At 64.4% G+C, this 20,090-nt stretch carries 13 protein-coding genes; 4 read left to right on the top strand and 9 right to left on the bottom strand.

The window, feature by feature from the left end:
- Window positions 1-78 precede the first annotated feature (78 nt).
- The 4 genes from AC1M14_RS15220 to AC1M14_RS15205 all read right to left on the bottom strand — a co-directional run bounded on the left by AC1M14_RS15220 (window position 79) and on the right by AC1M14_RS15205 (window position 5,511).
- Window positions 79-2,145: a M3 family metallopeptidase gene (locus AC1M14_RS15220; protein WP_479729926.1), complete on the bottom strand. Its 2,067-nt coding sequence runs from the start codon at window positions 2,143-2,145 to the stop codon at window positions 79-81.
- A 140-nt stretch (window positions 2,146-2,285) separates the two neighbouring features.
- On the bottom strand, window positions 2,286-3,137 hold the full coding sequence (folD, locus tag AC1M14_RS15215; protein ID WP_102770873.1) for a bifunctional methylenetetrahydrofolate dehydrogenase/methenyltetrahydrofolate cyclohydrolase FolD: 852 nt from the start codon (window positions 3,135-3,137) through the stop codon (window positions 2,286-2,288).
- Window positions 3,134-3,760: a response regulator transcription factor gene (locus tag AC1M14_RS15210; protein ID WP_102770874.1), complete on the bottom strand. Its 627-nt coding sequence runs from the start codon at window positions 3,758-3,760 to the stop codon at window positions 3,134-3,136. Before AC1M14_RS15210 ends, folD begins: the two co-directional genes overlap by 4 nt.
- On the bottom strand, window positions 3,757-5,511 hold the full coding sequence (locus AC1M14_RS15205) for a PAS domain-containing sensor histidine kinase (RefSeq protein ID WP_043545732.1): 1,755 nt from the start codon (window positions 5,509-5,511) through the stop codon (window positions 3,757-3,759). The genes AC1M14_RS15210 and AC1M14_RS15205 overlap by 4 nt, the downstream gene beginning before the upstream one ends.
- A gap of 355 nt (window positions 5,512-5,866) precedes the next feature.
- On the opposite strand from AC1M14_RS15205, the gene aceE reads away from it, so the two are divergent.
- The 3 genes from aceE to lpdA are packed head-to-tail and all read left to right on the top strand — an operon-like array spanning window position 5,867 to window position 12,049.
- On the top strand, window positions 5,867-8,575 hold the full coding sequence (aceE, locus tag AC1M14_RS15200; RefSeq protein WP_479729925.1) for a pyruvate dehydrogenase (acetyl-transferring), homodimeric type: 2,709 nt from the start codon (window positions 5,867-5,869) through the stop codon (window positions 8,573-8,575).
- 12 nt (window positions 8,576-8,587) lie between these two features.
- On the top strand, window positions 8,588-10,255 hold the full coding sequence (aceF, locus tag AC1M14_RS15195; protein WP_479729924.1) for a dihydrolipoyllysine-residue acetyltransferase: 1,668 nt from the start codon (window positions 8,588-8,590) through the stop codon (window positions 10,253-10,255).
- Window positions 10,256-10,267: 12 nt separating this feature from the next.
- Window positions 10,268-12,049 carry a dihydrolipoyl dehydrogenase gene (lpdA, locus tag AC1M14_RS15190; protein WP_102770877.1) on the top strand — a complete coding sequence of 594 codons (1,782 nt, stop codon included), beginning with the start codon at window positions 10,268-10,270 and terminating at the stop codon, window positions 12,047-12,049.
- 83 nt (window positions 12,050-12,132) lie between these two features.
- On the opposite strand, the gene AC1M14_RS15185 is transcribed toward lpdA, so the two are convergent.
- From AC1M14_RS15185 to AC1M14_RS15165, 5 genes are all read right to left on the bottom strand, one after another.
- Window positions 12,133-12,372, bottom strand: coding sequence for a hypothetical protein (locus AC1M14_RS15185; protein ID WP_479729923.1), 240 nt, complete (start codon window positions 12,370-12,372; stop codon window positions 12,133-12,135).
- A gap of 143 nt (window positions 12,373-12,515) precedes the next feature.
- The gene (locus AC1M14_RS15180; protein ID WP_479729922.1) at window positions 12,516-13,325 is read right to left on the bottom strand and encodes a hypothetical protein; all 810 of its coding nucleotides are present in this window, start codon (window positions 13,323-13,325) and stop codon (window positions 12,516-12,518) included.
- 214 nt (window positions 13,326-13,539) lie between these two features.
- Entirely contained in the window at window positions 13,540-17,049 is a 3,510-nt protein-coding gene (locus tag AC1M14_RS15175) for an O-linked N-acetylglucosamine transferase family protein (RefSeq protein WP_479729921.1), read from the bottom strand.
- 188 nt (window positions 17,050-17,237) lie between these two features.
- Window positions 17,238-18,317, bottom strand: coding sequence for a FliC/FljB family flagellin (locus tag AC1M14_RS15170; RefSeq protein WP_479729920.1), 1,080 nt, complete (start codon window positions 18,315-18,317; stop codon window positions 17,238-17,240).
- A gap of 252 nt (window positions 18,318-18,569) precedes the next feature.
- A complete protein-coding gene (locus tag AC1M14_RS15165) occupies window positions 18,570-19,325 on the bottom strand; it encodes an RNA polymerase sigma factor FliA (protein WP_111825298.1) in 756 nt (251 codons plus the stop codon).
- A 430-nt stretch (window positions 19,326-19,755) separates the two neighbouring features.
- Here AC1M14_RS15165 and flhD point away from each other — a divergent pair, with 430 nt between their 5' ends.
- A complete protein-coding gene (gene flhD, locus AC1M14_RS15160) occupies window positions 19,756-20,079 on the top strand; it encodes a flagellar transcriptional regulator FlhD (RefSeq protein ID WP_006219025.1) in 324 nt (107 codons plus the stop codon).
- The last annotated feature ends 11 nt before the right edge of the window (window positions 20,080-20,090 follow it).

Genomic DNA, 20,090 nt, shown 5'->3' with positions numbered 1-20,090 from the left:
ACCTCTGGATTCTACCCGCAAGCCGTGACCGCAAAATACAAACGGCCCGCGCGCGGCGGGCCGTCAGGCGTCGTGGGGTCAGGCCGGCGTCATGCCGCTGTGGCGCAGCAGCGCGTCGATGCGCGGGGCGCGTCCGCGGAAGGCGGCGAAGGATTCCGCCGCCGGGCGCGAGCCGCCCACCGCCAGCACCTCGCGCCGGAAGCGCGCGCCGGTGGCGGGGTCCAGCGTGCCCAGCGCGTTGCCGGCCTGCAGGGCGGCGGCTTCCTCGAAGGCCTCGTAGGCGTCGGCCGACAGCACCTCGGCCCACTTGTAGCTGTAGTAGCCGGCGCCGTAGCCGCCGGCGAACAGGTGCGAGAAGGCATGCGGGAACCGGTGCCAGGCCGGCGGGAACAGCACCGCCACTTCCTTGCGCACTTCCTGCAGCAGATCCATCACCTCGGCGATCGAGGCGCCGGTGGCGCGGTCGTGCATCAGCATGTCGAACAGGGCGAACTCGATCTGGCGCACCGTCTGCATGCCGCTCTGGTAGTTGCGGGCGGCGACCAGGCGGTCGTAGAGCGCGCGCGGCAGCGGCTCGCCGGTGTCGACGTGGGCAGACAGCTTCTGCACCACGGCCCATTCCCAGCAGAAGTTCTCCATGAACTGCGAAGGCAGTTCGATGGCGTCCCATTCCACGCTGGCGAAAGCGGCCGCGCCCGGCTCGTCGACCTCGGACAGCAGGGCATGCAGCGCGTGGCCGGTTTCATGGAACAGCGTGATGACGTCGTCGTGGGTCAGGACCGCGGCCTTGTCGCCGTTGGGGCGCGAGAAATTGCAGGTCAGGTAGGCGATGGGCGTCTGCAGGCGGCCGGCCACGACCCGGCGGGTGCGCTCGCTGTCGACCCAGGCGCCGCTTTGCTTGCCGGCGCGCGCGTACAGGTCCAGGTACAGATGGCCGATGAGCTTGCCATCCGGGCTTTCCACGCGCACGCCGCGCACGTCGGCATGCCAGGACGAGACCGGGGTTTCCTGCAGGCGCACGTCGAAAAGCGTTTCGATGACCTCGAACAGGCCGGCCAGCACGCGCGGTTCGGTGAAATACTGCTTCACCTCGTCCTCGGAATAGGCGTAGCGCGACTCGCGCAGGCGTTCCGAGGCAAAGGGCACGTCCCAGGGCTGCAGTTCGTCCAGGCCCAGTTCGGCGCTGGCGTAGGCCTTGAGTTCGGCCAGGTCGCGTTCGGCGAACGGCTTGGCGCGCGCGGCCAGGTCGCGCAGGAACACGGTGACTTCGCGCGCGTCGCGCGCCATGCGGGTCTGCAGGCGCAGCGCCGCGAACGTGCCCAGGCCCAGCAGGCCGGACTCTTCGGCGCGCAGCGCCAGCAGTTCTTCGATCAGCGGGGAATTGTCGTAGCGCGCGTCGCCCTGTTCGGAGGCCACCGTGCCGTAGCCGCGGTACAGCGCCTCGCGCAGCGAGCGGTCCTGCGCGTACTGCATCACGGGCAGGTAGCAGGGCATTTTCAGCGTCAGCTTCCAGCCCGGCTTGCCGTCTTCCTGGGCGGCGGCGCGGGCCGCGGCCCGCACGTCGGCGGGGATGCCGGCCAGGCGCGATTCGTCCTCGACCAGCAGCGACCAGGCGTCGATCGCGTCCAGCACGTTCTCGGAGAACTTCTGCGAAGCCTGGGCCTCGCGGTCGGAAATGGCGGCGTAGCGTTCCCGGTCGGCGCCCTGCAGTTCCACGCCGCTGAGGCGGAAGTCGCGCAGCGCCATCTCGACGATGCGGCGGCGCACCGGCGTCCAGGACGCGAAATCGGGGGCGGCGGCCAGGCGCTGGTATTGCTTGTACAGGCCTTCGTGCAGGCCGACCCAGGTGGAGAATTCGGTGACCAGGGGCAGGGCGGCGTTGTAGGCCTCGCGCAGCTCCGGCGTATTGACCACGGCGTTCAGGTGGCCGGCCACCGACCAGGCGCGCCACAGGCGTTCCGAGGCGGTGTCCAGCGGCTCGACCACGGCTTCCCAGGTCGGCGCCAGTTGCGGGTCGGCGGCCGCGTCCACGGCCTGGCGGGCGATGCCCAGCAGCTGCTCGACGGCCGGCACGATGTGCGCGGGCTTGACGGCCGCGTAATCGACGAGGTCGGAGACTGGGGCGAGCAGGGGATTCTGGGTCATGGTGTTACAGGCTGGAAAGGGGTGAACGGCGCCCGGGCGCCGGCAAGGGCATGAGAATCAGGTGAGGGCGATCTGCCCGAACGCAAGGGCAGATCGCAGGACCGGCGCCGCGGCCAGGGCGGCCGCCGGCGCGCCGGCCGTCAGGCCGCGGCCCGTTCCGCCGCCTCGACGGTATTGACCAGCAGCATCGCGATGGTCATGGGGCCCACGCCGCCCGGCACCGGCGTGATGGCGCCGGCCACTTCCTTGGCGGAAGCGAAGTCCACGTCGCCGCAGAGCTTGCCGTCGGCGCCGCGGTTGATGCCCACGTCGATGACGACGGCGCCGGGCTTGATCATCGAGCCGTCGATCATGCCGGGCTTGCCGGTGGCGACCACCAGCACGTCGGCGCGGCGGGTCTGCGCCGCCAGGTCGCGCGTCTTGGAGTTGCAGATGGTGATGGTGGCGCCCGCCTGCAACAGCAGCATGGCCATCGGCTTGCCGACAATGTTGCTGGCGCCGACGATCACGGCCTCGGCGCCGCGCAGCGCCACGCCTTCGGATTCCAGCATCTTCATCACGCCGTAGGGCGTGCAGGGGCGGAACAGCGGCTGGCCGGTCATGAGCAGGCCGGCGTTGCTGATGTGGAAGCCGTCCACGTCCTTCTCGGCCGCGATGGCCTCGATGACCTTGTGCGAGTCCATGTGCTTGGGCAGCGGCAGCTGCACCAGGATGCCGTGGATGGACGGATCGCGGTTCAGTTCGCCGATGCGGGCCAGCAGTTCGGCCTCGGTCATGTCGGCGGGATACTGCTCTTTCACGGAATGCAGGCCGGCCTTTTCGCAGGCGGCGACCTTGTTGCGCACGTAGACCTGGGAGGCGGGGTCTTCGCCCACCAGCACCACGGCCAGGCCGGGGCGGGTGCCCTTGGCGGCCAGGGCGGCGACGCGTTGGGCGACTTCTTCGCGGATGCGCTGCGACAGGGCGGCGCCGTCAATAATCCTGGCTGTCATGCATGAGCCTCGGGTTTGGCCAAGGCCACTTTCATCAAATCTGCAACAGTGGTCACTTCAAGTTTTTCCATGATGTTGGCGCGGTGCGCCTCGACGGTCTTGATGCTGATGCCCAGGTCGTCGGCGATCTGCTTGTTCAAGCGGCCGGCGACGATGCGCTCCAGCACCTGTTGCTCGCGCGCGGTAAGGCGCGCCAGCATGGCTTCGTGGTCCTTCTGGGCCTGGTGCTTGCTGACGCGCTGCGTCGCCTGCTCCAGCATGCGCGCCACGATTTCGCGCAGATCGGATTCGTTGAACGGCTTTTCCAGGAAGTCGACCGCGCCTTTCTTCATGGTGGACACGGCCATGGGCACGTCGCCGTGGCCGGTGATGAAGACGATGGGCAGCGGCGCATTGCGGGCGATCAGCTGTTCCTGCAGTTCAAGGCCGCTCATGCCGGGCATGCGCACGTCGGCGATCAGCACGCCGACCTGGCTGGCGTCGTAGTCTTCCAGGAACGATTCGCCGCTGGCGTAGGCGCGAACGCGGTAGCCATTGGCCTCCAATAGCCAGCGCAGCGAATCGCGTACCGCTTCGTCGTCGTCGACAATGAATACCGTGCTCGACAGGGGGGGCGTGTTCATGCGTGCAACTCCTCGGACTGATCGTTCTGGGCCTGCGTCTGGGTCGCAGCGCAGGGCAGGGTAAAGCGGAAGATGGTGCCGCCGGCGGGGTTGGGGTCTGCCCACAGGCGGCCGTGGTGCGATTCGATAATGGTACGGCAGATATTCAGCCCCATGCCCAGGCCCTGGGTCTTGGTGCTGAAGAAGGGTTCGAACAGGCGCTCGGGCTCGGCCAGGCCGTGGCCGCGGTCGACCACGGCCACTTCGATATGCTGGTCGTGCAGGATCACGGCGACCTTGAGCTCGTCGGATTCGCTCTTTTCCATGGCCTCCAGCCCGTTCTTCAGCAGGTTCAGCAGCACCTGCTCGATCAGGATGGGGTCGGCCAGCACGTCCGGCGCGTTCGACGGCACGAAGCTGTCGATGCGGATGCGGCGCTTGCGCGCGTCGATCTCGGCGAAGCCGATGGCGTTGTCGACGATGCGGCCGATGGCCACGCGCTGGCGGCGCGGCTCGCTGCGCTTCACGAATTCGCGGATGCGGCTGATGATCTTGCCGGCGCGCTCGGCCTGCGAGGCGGCCTTTTCCAGCGCCGGCAGCAGCATATTGGGGCTGGTGTGGCCGGCCTTGACCAGGGCCACCGCGCCCATGCTGTAGTTGGCGATGGCGGTCAGCGGCTGGTTCAGTTCGTGCGCCAGCGAGGAGGCCATTTCGCCCATGGTGGTCAGGCGGCTGGTGAGCTGGATCTTCTCCTGCTGCACGCGCGAGGCTTCCTCGTGGACGCGGCGCTCGGTGATGTCGCGCGCCACCTGCATGCGCACGCGGCGCCCGTCGGTCCAGGCCAGCATGCGGTGGTGCACCTCGAACCAGCGCTGCACCGAAGGCGCGAAGACTTCGACCGACTCGTCGGTGAAGCGGCCGCGGCGGCCGGCCAGCAGCTCGTCGTGGCCGCCGGTCTGGGCGCCGAAGACGCGGCGGTAGGTGCGGTTGGCGAACAGCAGCTCCAGGCCGTCGTGGGTGTCGGCGGTGACCGAGATGGCGTCGTCCAGGCCTTCCAGCACCGTCATGAAGCGTTCATGCGCGGCGGTCAGCGCCTCACGGATGCGCTTGGGTTCGGTGATGTCGGTCATGGAGGTCATCCAGCCGATCTGGTTGCCGTTGGGGTCGAGCAGCGGCGAGACGTACATGCGGGCGGTGAAGCGCGAGCCGTCGCGGCGCTGGGCCTCGACTTCCAGGCCGCTGCTGGGCGTCTTGCCCGACATCAGCACGTCCAGCGTGTGCTGGTGCTGCTCGTGGCGGCCCGGCACCCAGTAGGGGAAGGGCGGGCTGCGGCCGATCAGGTCGGCCTCGTTCCAGCCGATCATGCGGCAGAAGGCCGGATTGACATAGGCGATGCGGCCTTCCATGTCGAGCACGCGCATGCCGGTGGACATGGAGTTTTCCATGGCCCGGCGAAAACCGGTTTCCGCGATCAGCGCGGCCTCGGCCGACGAGCGAAAGCGCGTATAGCGCCACAGCATCAGCAGGCTGATGACGATCACGCAGGACAGCGCCAGCACCACCCAGATCAGGCGCTGCTGGCGCATTTCCTGGTCGATCGTCACGAACATGACGCTGTCGTCGTGGATGCGCTGCAACCAGAAGAACACCGCCATCACGCAGATATAGAGGATCAGCACCATGGCGGGCGTGACCCAGTACACCCCGCGTCGGCGCGTGCGGGCGTGGTCGTGGAACGGCGTGGGTATATTGGACTTGGGCGCGCTGGACATGGAATTCGGGCCAGATAGACCGGGCATTTTAGTGCCTATTGGCGGTGAATTGCCGGGAATCGACACCTCCTTTTGGAGGACATATCCAAAGGGATGAAAAGATGGCGTTCAGTTTCCGGTCAACTTTCCATATTATGAAATGCCGTACCGCAACATGAAATTTTCCTTGCGACCGGTTATCCTTCCTTCTTAGAATGCCGGCTGATAGGGAACCCCTGACCGGGCCCCTGGCAGCTCTCTGTACACCCCGACCCATGCATGACATGGTAGCCCGGATGATCCCGGCTACCATGGCATGTCCGCGAGCAGACAAGAAGCGGGTGTGGTCACGAACGAACCCAACAGGAGACACACGATGTCCTCTTTCGCCCAGGCTGGCGCCGTGCAGGCCGCCAACGACGAAGACACCCTAGAAACCCAGGAGTGGCTCGAAGCCCTGGCGGCAGTCCTCGACCGCGAAGGACCGCAGCGCGCCCACTACCTGCTCGAACGCCTGATCGATGAGGCGCGCCGTTCCGGCGCCCACATCCCGTTCTCGCCCAACACCGCCTACGTCAACACCATCCCGCCCGGCCTGGAGCCGGCGCATCCGGGCAACCTGGAGCTGGAAGCCCGCATCCGTTCGTACGTGCGCTGGAACGCCATGGCCATGGTGGTCAAGGCCAACAAGCACAACCCGCCCGACGGCGGCGACCTGGGCGGCCACATCGCCTCCTTCGCCTCGCTGGCCACCATGATCGGCTGCGGCCAGAACCACTTCTGGCACGCCGAGGACGAAAACCACGGCGGCGACCTGGTCTACTTCCAGGGCCACACCTCGCCCGGCATGTACGGCCGCGCCTACCTCGAAGGCCGCCTGACCGAAGACCAGCTCAACCACTTCCGCCAGGAAGTCGACGGCAAGGGCCTGTCCTCGTACCCGCACCCCAAGCTGATGCCGGACTTCTGGCAGTTCCCGACGGTGTCGATGGGCCTGGGCCCGCTGATGGCCATCTACCAGGCGCGCTTCCTGAAGTACCTGCACGCCCGCGGCATCGCCGACACCAGCAAGCGCAAGGTCTGGGTGTTCTGCGGCGACGGCGAAATGGACGAACCCGAGTCGCTGGGCGCCATCGCCCTGGCCGCGCGCGAAAAGCTCGACAACCTGATCTTCGTGATCAACTGCAACCTGCAGCGCCTGGACGGCCCGGTGCGCGGCAACGGCAAGATCATCCAGGAACTGGAAGGCGACTTCCGCGGTTCGGGCTGGAACGTGATCAAGCTGATCTGGGGCGGCTACTGGGATCCGCTGCTGGCCCACGACAAGGAAGGCATCCTGCGCCAGATCATGGAAGACACCGTGGACGGCGAGTACCAGGCGTACAAGGCCAACGACGGCAAGTTCGTGCGCGAGAACTTCTTCGGCAAGCACCCCAAGCTGCTGGAAGCCGTGTCGCGCATGAGCGACGAGGACATCTGGCGCCTGAACCGCGGCGGCCATGACCCGCACAAGGTGTTCGCGGCCTTCGACGCGGCCACCAAGCACGAAGGCCAGCCCACCGTGATCCTGGCCAAGACCATCAAGGGCTACGGCATGGGCCACGTCGGCCAGGCCAAGAACCCGACCCACCAGCAGAAGAAGCTGGAGCTGGATTCCATCCGCGAATTCCGCGACCGCTTCGCCATCCCCATCCCGGATGACAAGCTGGCCGATCTGCCGTACTTCAAGCCGGCCGACGATTCCCCCGAAATGAAGTACCTGCACGAGCGCCGCGCCGCGCTGGGCGGCTACCTGCCGCACCGCCGCCAGAAGGCCGACGAGCAGCTCAAGGCCCCGGCGCTGGACGCCTTCAAGGCCGTGCTGGAGCCCACCGCGGAAGGCCGCGAAATCTCCACCACCCAGGCTTTCGTGCGCATCCTGAACCAGATCCTGCGCGACAAGGAACTCGGTCCGCGCGTCGTGCCCATCCTGGCCGACGAATCGCGCACCTTCGGCATGGAAGGCCTGTTCCGCCAGATCGGCATCTACGCGCCGGAAGGCCAGAAGTACACCCCGGTCGACAAGGACCAGGTCATGTACTACAAGGAAGCGGCCGACGGCCAGCTCCTGCAGGAAGGCATCAACGAAGCGGGCGCCATGAGCTCGTGGATCGCGGCGGCCACGTCGTACTCCTCGAACAACCGCATCATGATCCCGTTCTTCATCTACTACTCGATGTTCGGGTTCCAGCGCATCGGCGACCTGGCCTGGGCGGCCGGCGACATGCAGGCGCGCGGCTTCCTGCTGGGCGGCACCGCCGGGCGCACCACGCTCAACGGCGAAGGCCTGCAGCACGAAGACGGCCACAGCCACATCCTGGCCTCGACCATCCCCAACTGCGTCTCGTACGACCCGACCTTCGGCCACGAACTGGCCGTGATCATCCAGCATGGCTTGAAGCGCATGGTGGAAGACCAGGAGAACGTGTACTACTACCTGACGGTGATGAACGAAAACTACCCGCAGCCCGGTCTGACCAAGGGCGACGAGGAAGGCATCATCCGCGGCATGTACAAGCTGAAGTCGCACGGCAAGGGCAAGAACCGCGTGCAGCTGATGGGCTCGGGCACGATCCTGCGCGAAGTGCTGGAAGCGCAGCAGCTGCTGGAAGCCGACTGGGGCGTGGCCTCCGACGTCTGGAGCGTCACCAGCTTCACCGAGCTGCGCCGCTACGGCCTGGACGCCGAGCGCCACAACATGCTGCACCCCGAGGACAAGAAGCCGCAGGTCGCCTACGTCACCGAACAGCTGGCCGGCACGGAAGGCCCGATCATCGCGTCGACCGACTACATGAAGCTGTACGCCGACCAGATCCGCCCCTTCATCCCCAAGGGCCGCGAGTACAAGGTGCTGGGCACCGACGGTTTCGGCCGTTCGGACTTCCGCTACAAGCTGCGCGAGCACTTCGAAGTGGATCGCCACTTCGTCGTCCTGGCCGCGCTGCGCGCGCTGGCCGATGAAGGCAAGGTGCCCGTCGCCAAGGTGGCCGAAGCCATCAAGAAGTACGGCATCAACCCGAACAAAGCCAACCCGCAATACGCCTGAGGGTAAAAAGACATGAGCGATATCGTGCAAATCAAGGTTCCCGACATCGGCGACTTCAAGGAAGTGGAAGTTATCGAGGTCCTGGTTGCGGTGGGCGATACGATCAAGGCCGAACAAAGCCTGATCACCGTCGAATCCGACAAGGCCTCGATGGAGATCCCGGCCTCGCAGGGCGGAGTGGTGAAGTCCATCAACGTCAAGGTCGGCGACAAGGTCGCCGAAGGCACGGTGGTGCTGGAAGTGGAGGCCGCCGACGGCGCCGCCGCGCCGGCCGCCAAGGAAGCCCCGAAGCAGGAAGCGCCCAAGGCCGAATCCCAGCCCGCCGCCGCGCCCGCGGCCAAGGCCGAAGCCGCCGCGCCGGCCGCCGCCAGCGGCCCGGTCGAGATCCAGGTGCCCGACATCGGCGACTTCAAGGAAGTCGAAGTCATCGAAGTCATGGTCCAGGTCGGCGACACCATCAAGCCCGAGCAAAGCCTGATCACGGTCGAGTCCGACAAGGCCTCGATGGAAATCCCGGCCTCGCAGGGCGGGGTGGTCAAGGAAGTGAAGGTCAAGGTCGGCGACAAGGTCGCCAAGGGCTCGGTCGTGGCCGTGGTGGAGGGCGCCGCGCCCGCCGCCGCCGCCCCGGCCGCCAAGGCCGAAGCCGCGCCGGCGCCTGCCGCCAAGGCTGAAGCCGCGCCCGCGCCGGCGGCCGCCGCCCCGGCTCCCGCCCAGCGTCCGGCCCCCACCGCCGCGCTCGAAGACGCCAACCTCAAGCCGGGCCAGCTACCGCACGCCTCGCCGTCGGTGCGCAAGTTCGCCCGCGAACTGGGCGTGAATCTCAGCAAGGTCAAGGGCACCGGTCCCAAGGACCGCATCACCGCCGACGACGTGCGCGCCTTCGTCAAGCAGGCGCTGGCCTCCGGCGCCACCGCGGCCGCCGCGGGCGGCTCGGCCGACGGCGCCGCGCTGGGCCTGCTGCCCTGGCCCAAGGTCGACTTCACCAAGTTCGGCCCGATCGAAGCCAAGCCGCTGTCGCGCATCAAGAAGATCTCGGGCGCCAACCTGCACCGCAACTGGGTCATGATCCCGCACGTCACCAACAACGACGAAGCGGACATCACCGACCTGGAAGCGCTGCGCGTCACGCTGAACAAGGAAAACGAAAAAGCGGGCATCAAGGTCACGATGCTGGCCTTCCTGATCAAGGCCGTGGTAGCGGCCCTGAAGAAGTTCCCCGAGTTCAACGCCTCGCTCGACGGCGACAACCTGGTGCTCAAGCAGTACTACCACATCGGCTTCGCCGCCGACACGCCCAACGGGCTGGTGGTGCCGGTGATCCGCGACGCCGACAAGAAGGGCATCCTGCAGATCGCCCAGGAGATGACCGAGCTGTCCAAGAAGGCCCGCGAAGGCAAGATTTCCCCCGCGGAAATGCAGGGCGGCTGCTTCTCGATCTCGTCTTTGGGCGGCATCGGCGGCACCTCGTTCACGCCCATCATCAACGCGCCCGAAGTGGCCATCCTGGGCGTGTCGCGCTCCTCGCACAAGCCGGTCTGGGACGGCAAGCAGTTCGTGCCGCGCCTGATCGTGCCGCTGTCGCTGTCCTATGACCACCGCGTCATCGACGGCGCCGCGGCCGCCCGCTTCAACGCCTATCTGGGCGCCTTGCTGGCCGACTTCCGCCGCATCGCGCTGTAAACGGGGAGCCTCATGAGCAATACCGTTCAAATCAAAGTGCCGGACATCGGCGACTTCAAGGAAGTCGAAGTCATCGAAGTGCTGGTCGCCGTGGGCGATACCATCAAGGCCGAGCAAAGCCTGATCACCGTCGAATCCGACAAGGCCTCGATGGAAATCCCGGCCTCGCAGGGCGGCGTGGTCAAGTCCGTCAACGTCAAGGTCGGCGACAAGGTCGCCGAAGGCACGGTGGTGCTGGAAGTGGAGGCCGCTGACGCCGCCGCCGCGCCGGCCGCCAAGCAAGCTCCGAAGCAGGAAAGCCCCAAGGCCGCCGAGGCGCCCAAGGCGGCGCCTGCTGCGGCTGCCGCCGCACCCGCCGCGGCCAGCTTCAAGGGCTCGGCCGACGGCGAATACGACATGCTGGTGCTGGGCGCCGGCCCCGGCGGCTACTCCGCCGCCTTCCGCGCCGCCGACCTGGGCCTGTCCGTGGTCCTGGTGGAACGCTACGACACCCTGGGCGGCGTCTGCCTGAACGTGGGCTGCATCCCGTCCAAGGCGCTGCTGCACAACGCCGCCATCATCGACGAAGCGCGCGAGCTGGCCGCCCACGGCATCAGCTTCGGCGAGCCCAAGATCGACCTGGACAAGCTGCGCGGCTACAAGGACAGCGTGGTCGCCAAGCTGACCGGCGGCCTGGCCGGCATGGCCAAGGCCCGCAAGGTCACCGTGGTGCACGGCGTGGGCGAATTCGCCGACCCCAACCACCTGACGGTCAAGGCCGCCGACGGCAAGACCCAGACCCTGCGCTTCAAGCAGGCCATCATCGCCGCCGGCAGCCAGTCGGTGAAACTGCCGTTCCTGCCCCAGGACGACCGCATCGTCGATTCCACCGGCGCCTTGCTGCTGCGTGAAATCCCCAAGAAGATGCTGATCATCGGCGGCGGCATCATCGGCCTGGAAATGGGCACCGTGTACTCCACGCTGGGCGCGCGCCTGGACGTGGTCGAAATGCTCGACGGCCTGATGCAGGGCGCCGACCGCGACCTGGTCAAGGTCTGGCAGAAGAAGAACGCCGGCCGCTTCGACAACATCATGTTGAAGACCAAGACCGTCGGCGCCGAAGCCAAAAAGGACGGCATCTACGTCAGCTTCGAAGGCGAGGGCGCGCCCAAGGAGCCGCAGCGCTACGACCTGGTGCTCCAGGCCGTGGGCCGCAGCCCCAACGGCAAGAAGATCGGCGCCGACAAGGCCGGCATCGCCGTGACCGACCGCGGCTTCATCGAAGTCGACCGCCAGATGCGCACCAACGTGCCGCACATCTACGCCATCGGCGACATCGTCGGCCAGCCCATGCTTGCCCACAAGGCCGTGCACGAAGGCCACGTCGCGGCCGAGGCCGCCGCCGGCCAGAAGTCCTTCTTCGACGCCCGCGTCATTCCGTCGGTGGCCTACACCGATCCGGAAGTGGCCTGGGTCGGCCTGACCGAAGACGAAGCCAAGAAGCAGGGCGTCAAGATCGAGAAGGGCGTCTTCCCCTGGGCCGCCTCCGGCCGCGCCATCGCCAACGGCCGCGACGAAGGCTTCACCAAGCTCATCTTCGACGCTGAAACCCACCGCATCCTGGGCGGCGGCATCGTCGGCACCCACGCCGGCGACCTCATCAGCGAACTGGCCCTGGCCGTCGAAATGGGCGCCGACGTCGTCGACATCGCCAAGACCATCCACCCGCACCCCACCCTGGGCGAATCCGTGGGCATGGCCGCCGAAGTCGCCGAAGGCGTCTGCACGGACTTGCCGCCGATGAAGAAGAAGTAAGCAGGCGGCGGTTCGCCGCCGATGTTGCTGATAACGAGCGCCGGTTCCTGATTTGGGGGCCGGCGTTTGTTTTTGAAGTGGTGTCAGGGGTTGGCTTGCTGGGGCTTGTTGATGGCCTCAAATTGCCGCATTGCTACCGCGTCGATGGCTCCAGCCTCATGAAGCGTGGCAAGTTCGTCACGGAGCGAATCAATGATTTCGCTCGTGATGTCGACGTTCAGCCTATGAGCGAGAGCCGCCTCGGCGGACGGAACCTTGGCGTCTCTGAAACCGAGGTCCGGCAGAACGTTGTGAGTAGCATGAGGGGGTGTGTTGCGCACCATACATATCTCCTGGAAGCTCGGATCCTCAATCCAAACTATTCGAGTGTGGCGGCAAATACCTGGGCAACGGCCCCGACCCGACGAGGATTCGGACGGATTCCCTTGGCTGTGCACGGCCGCTGCGGGTGCTGCCTATAACCCATTCAAGGCCGGCTCGGACATTCCTTCACCGTACCCCAGGCCCGATGCGGCTCACAGAACTGCTTGCGGGCCGCCCAGGCACAGTCGGGGCGCTCAAAAAATCCCAACTGCGCGCAACGCGCAAGCTCGCCTCTGAGCGCATCAAGCCAGGCCCGAGGATTCTGCGCCGGGATTTCGGTGATGCGCAGGGTAGAACGCGGTCCCGTCGGCGCGTTCGCCGCAGGTTCCGGCGTGGGAGGGGTGTGCGGCTTTGCGGCCGGTTCCGGCGTGGTGGATGACGGCGGCTCTGGCGCCGGTGCTGCCGGTTGCGCTGGCGTTGCAGTATGCGTCTCCGGTTCGACTATCGCCTCTGGCGCAGCCGTGAGCGGCAGAGGTTCCGGCAACACGGGTTCGGGGGGGATCAGCGGCACCCGCTGCGGACCGGCCTCCGCGGCACCGGATGACGGCGTGTTGGGCGAACTCCACGACACCACCAGCAACACCAGCGCGCCGTAGATCGCCAGCGTATAGAGCACGGTCAACGTCGCGTAGCCCACGCGCTTGCCGGTGATGGGGCGCGCCTCGTCACGGCCCAGCAGCTTGCGCCAGCCCACCAGCATTGCGCCCGGCGCGGAGATCAGCCCCCAGCCGAGCCGTCGTAGCAGCTTGGGTTTGCGTGGAGGCAGCGTGGCCTGCACTTGCGCAGCCAGCAGTTCGCGCAGGGCGCGGTTTTCTTCCCGCAGCCGGCGGGTCTGCTCGTCTTCTGGTGCCTGATCCGGGGCCGCGGTACTGCCGGGTTGCGGTGTGTGTGGATCGCGAGGCGAGGTGGTCATGGCGTGAAAAATCTAGATACAAATGGTGCGATCGAAATTATGCGGCACCAGAGTCGGCGGCGAACCAGGGAATTGACGGCCAAAATCACCTTATGGACGCGGCATGGGCGTTATCGATCGGGATTCGCATGCAGCACCACGCGAGGTGCATGAGAAAGGGGGCGCATGCCGCGCCCCCTTTTTGGCCTGATCGGCGGACCTTGCTGGTCCGCGTTCAATCGGGCTTGGTGCAGTATCGAAGCAACTCCTGAACCAGTCCGTGGGGTTTGATCGCAGGAACGACGAATTCGGCCATCCGTCCGGCAGCACGTACCGGTTTCAAATATTTTTCAACGACGTGATAGCCGGGACGGTCGAAATAATCGTCGAACAGGATGACGCAGCCTTCATCGGCCAGCAGCGCCGAAATCAGGAAGCATGCAACCCGGAACCGGCCATCGACCAGGACGAGATCGGGGCTGGCGCCTTGCTTCTCCATCACGTTCCAAGGTTCGTTGGCGTAGGCGGGCCAGAGCGCCGCGCTGCCGTAGTCCTTGGGCCATCCCCAGTCTCCGGTCGGGCCTATATCCGCGTAAATCGGCAGATACTTTTCGAGGTCGCCACCCAACTGCCCAATACGCGCCTGGACCGCGCGCAGATAGGTTTCGTCGGAGTCTATCGAGTAGATTTTCTGGATATTCGACTGGGCAGCCATGACCGAGCTGCCGCCGGAACCGTATTCCAGGAAGATCTTGCTCTTGCCCAATCGTTCTGCCAGCAACGCTCGTCCTTCGGGCTCCATATGCGGCGTTGCCGAAATCGTAGCGGCCAACCGGGTGATATCGTCCGCGCTCGGGGGATGAGCGCCTTTGCGTACGGGGCCGTTCAAGGGCACATGCTGTTTATGGATGGCGTAGGCGGCGGGCGGAGTCAGCTGCGCCGGCTGCGCGGCCAACTGCAGGCATTCAAGCGCTTGATGGGATGCCAGATAGCGCTGTGCCTCCGCTGCGTCAACCCGGCCAAGAACTTCGTGTGCGAGGTCCGTGGTTTGATAGATGGTGTGCAGCAGGAATGCGAGTTTCAGATGCTGATTCGTATCCAGCTTGTCCAGCCTGGATTCGTCGGGCACGAACACTGCATCGGCCGACAGCAACTGTGCTCCATCGATGGTGGAATTCCCCTCCGATACTGGCAGGTAGTTGTGGTGGCGCAGGTTATTCAGGCGCAGAAGCCGGAAGCCGTACGGCTTCAACATGGCTTCGACCTCGTGCAGCCTGGGCTGCCGCTCGTAGGTTTCCACAAAACGTATGCCCACTTGCAGGATAAGCACGGAATCCAGCAATCTGGAGGCGCCTTGCAAAATGCCGAGGTTGTCGTTGGCATCGTCAAGCCACAGCCAATCGACTCTGGCGAGCCCATCGACATCGTCCAGCCGTGTGCAGGGCAGGGTCAGCTTCGCGATCACGTTGCTGGGTTGCCGCGCAAATGCCGGTTGCCGTTCAGGGGAAAGCGGGGGCAGTGTGCCGGACCGTTCGGCGTCCAGGCAGACGTACAGATCGGCGCTGCTTCCCGACCCAAGCGCGTAGTGGCCATGATAGTGCTGCAAATGTCCTTGGGACTGCAACTCGGCAGCACTGGTCAGTTTGCTCGCCGGATCAATAACAATCGTGGAGAAAGCGCCGAGATCCGCCATTCGTGCGAAATGCGGATGGCCGGACAGTGCCGCCCCGTGGTCGAGAACGACGATTTTTCCTTCGAAGGAGAAAGCGAAGCACTCTGCGTTCGGACTGTCGTCAGCGGAGACATCTGGGTGTGAGACCAGCGTAGGCGCCGCATCACCTTCAAACTGCGGCAGGCCTTGCTCCGTAAAGCCAAGGGCCGCGGGCGTCTTGCCTTCGCAGTATCGTTGCCAGATGGCGCGCAAGGCATCGGCCAGGTGTCCGGCGTACTTGGCGCTATTGCAAACCGGAGAGTCCAGCAGAATCCGCCGCAGATGGCTGCGAATGATGGACAGGCTTTGCAAGTCGCCCGCCAGGCCTTTGGCGCGAGCGATATATTCATCCCAATCCTGCGTCACCAGTTCGGGCATTCCGGCATTGACCAGATGCGTGGCCGAATGCCGTCCGGCGAAAGTCGGCCCAGGAAGCGTGATCACGGGCACACCCATCATCATTGCTTCGCAGGTCGTCAAGCCGCCCGAATAGGGCCAGGGGTCCAGGGCGATATCGATCTCGTTATAGCTTTCCAGCAACTTGACGTGATTCGAATGGCCTTCGAAGCGGATGCGGGACGCGTCGATGCCGTGCGTGGCCATGATGCGGACGACGCGTTGCTGCATGGTTTCGAAGCCGAAGGCCGTTCCCTTGAGAAACAGCCTTGAATCGGGAACCGCAAGCAGAAGCCTGGCCCATTCGGCCAGCAAGACCTCATTGACCTTTGTGGGATTGTTGAAGCATCCGAAGGTGACGTAGCCGTTCGTCGCCGCGGGTAGCGGACCCACTTCGGGCATGTGCGACGGCGGCTGGTAACAGATATAGTCATCCGGCATGCGGATGAGTTTTTCCGTGTAAAACGCGTCGCTGCCCGGTGGGGACTCGACGCCATCGCTGATCAGATAGTCGATCGATTCAACGCCGGTGGTATTGATCAGACCGCCCACCCATTTCACGATGACCGGCGCGGGTTCCATGGCGATGGTGCGCATCCTGGTTCCGGCGTTGTGGCCGGAAAGGTCGATCAGGATGTCGATGGAGTCGTTTCTGATGGAGTCCGCCAGTTCGGTGTCCGAAAGGCGAGCGATGTCAGTCCATTTCGTCGCGATCCGCATCAGCTGTTGAGTGATCGAATCGACGACGTTGCTGCTCGTGTAAAAGAACAGTTTGATCCCCCACGTTCCTATGCTTTCAAGGGCCGGTGTGATCATGTAGCCGACAGGGTGTCGGCGAAACCCGTCGGATACCATGCCGATCCGCAATGGGCGGCCCGGCGTCCGGTCGGTGGCTTGCTGTCGCGGCGTCTTTGTACGTGGGGCGAACTTTTGTCCCCACTCCTGGCATAAAGCCAATATCTCTTCCGGCGTTGAATGCGGAAGATAATGCGCCATGGTGATTCGATTGGATAGAGGGACCGGGTCCGTATCGGTAAGCTTGGCTGCTTGCGCATAACTGGCCTGGGCGTTCTCGAGCTCCGCCAGGTCGCGCCACATATTGCCCAGCTCATTTAGATGAAGACTGCGATTGCGCGCATCGTTTTCCACCAGCCACTGTGCTACATGCAGCGCTTCGTCGAAACGATGAAGTTTGAAGAGCGATTGCGATTGCCGCAGCAACCCCCCGATGTGCCTGGGTTGCAGCGTCAGCAGTTTTTCAGCATAGGCCAGCGTCGGCTCGTGCTTTCCCAGGCTGAAATTGCTTTCGACCAGGCCGTAGAGGGCGGCTGTGCTGTTTTCGTCGTATTCCAGCGCTTGGGAGAAGTACTGCAGCGCCGATGTGTGGTCGGCCAGTTGGGCGCAGGCCTGCCCCAGCAGCGTCCAAGACATGGCATCTTCGGCGTTCAGGCCGGTTGCCTTGGTCAAAGCCTCCCGGGCCTCGAGCGCGTTGGCCTCTAGCAAATATCGTTGTCCCAGATCGCGCCAGGCCTTTGCGTCGTCCGGGCGGCGCTGGGTTCTGGCCAGCGCCGCCTGTAGCGAGGGTACGCCGGGCTGGCTGGGAGAAGGAGGGGGGCGACGAAAAGTGGGCTTGACCATGCGATGTGCCTAAAGACCTGCGAGTGTCGTGCAGAGTACTTTGCGAGTCGTGAAAGCAATGAGTGAATCAGCTCAATAAAACATGGCCTTTTCCGGTTTGGACGGAAAAAAGGCCCGAGAATATGGATTCCCGGGCCTTTCGAAGAGGCGTCGGCAGGTCCGAAGACCTGCCTGGCTTCGGAAGCGTATTAGCGCAGCAGCGACAGCACCGTCTGTGGCACTTGGTTGGCCTGGGCCAGGACCGAGGTGCCAGCCTGTTGCAGGATCTGGGCCTTGGTCATGTTCGACACTTCAGTCGCGTAGTCGGCGTCTTCAATACGCGAACGGGCGGCGGACAGGTTGTTGACCGTGTTGTTCAGGTTGGCAACCGTCGATTCGAAGCGGTTCTGCACGGCACCCAGGTCGCTGCGCAGCGTGTCGACGCGTTGCAGGGCGGTGTCGATGTCGGCCAGCGGGGCCAGGCCGGCGGTGGAAACGGCGCCCGCGGTCAGAGCGGTAGCCGAAGCGGTCGCGGTAACAGTTGCCGCGCCGGTGGAAGCAACCGCCGGAGCCGACAATTGATAGTACTTGTTGTCCGTGGACTTGAGGTAATAGGTGCTGCCCGATTGAACCACCGTGCCGTTCTTCGCGGCAGCCGATGCGGCGCCCGTGATTGCGCTGATATCGATATCGAACGTGGCGTTCGCCGCAGCCTTGGTTCCACCGACGGTGAAGTTACCAGCCTTCACGCTGTGCGCGATCTTGTTCACGTCCAGCTTGTCGAGGCCCAGCGTGGTCTTGTCGATCTTGCTCAGATCGATGCTGATCGTTTCGCTGTCGTTGGCGCCGACCTGGATCGTCAACGATTGGTCCTTGGCCAGGACATTAATGCCGTTGAATTGGGTCTGTTGCGACACGCGGTCGATTTCGCCCAGGCGTTGGGTGATTTCGGCCTGGATCGATTCCAGGTCGGTATCCGAGTTGGTGCCGTTGGCGGCCTGCACCGTCAGTTGACGGATGCGCTGCAGGTTGTTGTTGATTTCGTTCAGGGCGCCTTCGGTCGTCTGGGCGATCGAGATACCGTCGTTGGCGTTGCGGGCGGCTTGCGTCAGGCCGTTGACGTTGGCGGTGAAGCGGTTGGCGATGGCTTGGCCGGCGGCGTCGTCCTTGGCGCTGTTGATGCGCAGGCCGGAGGACAGGCGCTCGATGGCGGTGCCCAGCGACGATTGCGACTTGTTCAGGTTGTTCTGCGCAACCATCGACAGATAGTTGGTATTGATGACTGCCATGTTGAGGCTCCCAAGAGAGAAAGGCTTCTTCAAACTGGGCAGCAAGGCCGCCCATCGGTGTTAACGGGAAAGTTCGTCGACGGGTGTCTAGGAATCTCTCCGTTGCCAGGATTACGGCAGGCCAAAATCGATCTTTAGGGAAATTTTTGCGAAAGTCGAAATTCTTGTTGTTGCGGGGGGAGAAGAGGGCGCCGATTACGCCGTCCGCTACCCCTATATAGAGAAGACTGCGAGAGGGCGGCCTGCGCAGCCTCAAATCACCTGCGCGATTTGCCCTTCCTGCGGCAGTTCCTGCCAGGCCTGTTCCTTGAGTTTGGCGCGGATGCGGGCCGTGGCCTGGGAGCGCAGCTGGCAGACGCGCGCTTCGGTCACGTTCATGATGGCGCCGATTTCCTTGAGGTTCAGGCCTTGCTCGTAACAGAGCGACAGCAACAGTTTTTCGCGCTCGGGCAGGGCGTCGATGGCGTGGATCAGGGCCTGGCGGAAGTCGCCGGCCAAGAGGGAGTCCAGCGGATTGCCGTCGGCCGAGCCGTGGGCGAGCGCCGAGGACCAGTCGGCCAGGCCGCCGCCTGTGTCGGAGTCGGCGGCGAAGTCTTCATAGTGGACGATCTGCACGCCCTGGGCGTCATGCAACAGCGTCTGATATTCACCCAGGCCGATGTCGAGTTGTTGCGCGATTTCGGCTTCGCTGGGGGCGCGCATCAGGCGCTGCTCCAGCTGCTGGATGGCCTGTTCGATCTTGCGGGCCTTGGCGCGCACGCTGCGGGGCAGCCAGTCCTGGCCGCGCAGCTCGTCGAGCATGGCGCCGCGGATGCGGGTGGTGGCGTAGGTCTCGAACTGGGCGTCGGCGGTTTCCTGGTAACGCCGCACGGCGTCGAGCAGGCCGATCATGCCGGCCTGTATCAGGTCGTCGAGCTCGACGCTGGCCGGCAGTCTGGCGAGCAATTGCAGGGCCAGCTTCCGCACTAGCGGGGCATAGTCGACCAGGCTGTCATCTGCGTGGGGCATTGCGGAATGTCGGACGGAATCTATCGTGGCGCGTCGCTGACTGTTGCCGAGATACGACATTGTCGACAAACGCGCGGGAAGCGAAAGCGAGCCGATTGAGTGGTCGGCAAGGTGCCATTGTGGGCACTGGAAACGGTTTCATTCCCCGAAGAACGCCGCGTTTTGAACGCTTGTTTGCGTGATTGAGGTAAATTTTGTGAAAAAGTTTTATGTCAAGGTGTATCGAAATCGGCAAGTTGCGCAATATCAACAAAGATTTGTCATAAAAGTCATAGAAAATGACAATACCTGTGGTAAATTTTACTTAAATTGCGAACAAATGATACATTTCGCATTAAAGCAGGCCTGATTTGGGCCTGCGGCAACGGCGATTGCTGGAAATTTGCGTATCTAAGTCCGCGCGGGCGGGATCGGAACTAGGAGTTTGGGCGTGCAACAAGTCGAAAATTCATTGCTGGCAGACATTCGCGAAGTCAATTTGTCATATTTGTTACTAGCTCAGCGCATGCTGCGCGACGACTATGCGGCGTCGATGTTTCGCCTCGGTTTCAGCAACGAGGTGGCCGATATCCTGATGCGGCTGTCGCCGGCCCAGCTGGTCAAGCTGGCCAGTTCCAGCTCGCTGCTGTGCCGTTTCCGGTTCGATGACTACAGCCTGCTGTCGGCGCTGACCCACGACGTGCTGGGTGGTGCGCTGCAACAGGCGCACGCCACGATCCTGCTGGCCAAGCAGCCTGTCGAAGAACTGGCCTGACGGCCTGCCGC

Source organism: Achromobacter sp. SX5, from assembly GCF_056711425.1.
This window is presented reverse-complemented; position numbering and strand designations above follow the sequence as displayed.

What these genes read in the sequence shown, in the direction of transcription:
- AC1M14_RS15220 (WP_479729926.1), bottom strand. Translation starts at nt 2,145, where the DNA reads ATGACCCAGAATCCCCTGCTCGCCCCAGTCTCCGACCTCGTCGATTAC.
- AC1M14_RS15180 (WP_479729922.1), bottom strand. Translation starts at nt 13,325, where the DNA reads ATGACCACCTCGCCTCGCGATCCACACACACCGCAACCCGGCAGTACC.
- AC1M14_RS15185 (WP_479729923.1), bottom strand. Translation starts at nt 12,372, where the DNA reads ATGGTGCGCAACACACCCCCTCATGCTACTCACAACGTTCTGCCGGAC.
- AC1M14_RS15175 (WP_479729921.1), bottom strand. Translation starts at nt 17,049, where the DNA reads ATGGTCAAGCCCACTTTTCGTCGCCCCCCTCCTTCTCCCAGCCAGCCC.
- AC1M14_RS15165 (WP_111825298.1), bottom strand. Translation starts at nt 19,325, where the DNA reads ATGCCCCACGCAGATGACAGCCTGGTCGACTATGCCCCGCTAGTGCGG.
- AC1M14_RS15170 (WP_479729920.1), bottom strand. Translation starts at nt 18,317, where the DNA reads ATGGCAGTCATCAATACCAACTATCTGTCGATGGTTGCGCAGAACAAC.
- aceF (WP_479729924.1), top strand. Translation starts at nt 8,588, where the DNA reads ATGAGCGATATCGTGCAAATCAAGGTTCCCGACATCGGCGACTTCAAG.
- lpdA (WP_102770877.1), top strand. Translation starts at nt 10,268, where the DNA reads ATGAGCAATACCGTTCAAATCAAAGTGCCGGACATCGGCGACTTCAAG.
- folD (WP_102770873.1), bottom strand. Translation starts at nt 3,137, where the DNA reads ATGACAGCCAGGATTATTGACGGCGCCGCCCTGTCGCAGCGCATCCGC.
- AC1M14_RS15205 (WP_043545732.1), bottom strand. Translation starts at nt 5,511, where the DNA reads ATGTCCAGCGCGCCCAAGTCCAATATACCCACGCCGTTCCACGACCAC.
- AC1M14_RS15210 (WP_102770874.1), bottom strand. Translation starts at nt 3,760, where the DNA reads ATGAACACGCCCCCCCTGTCGAGCACGGTATTCATTGTCGACGACGAC.
- aceE (WP_479729925.1), top strand. Translation starts at nt 5,867, where the DNA reads ATGTCCTCTTTCGCCCAGGCTGGCGCCGTGCAGGCCGCCAACGACGAA.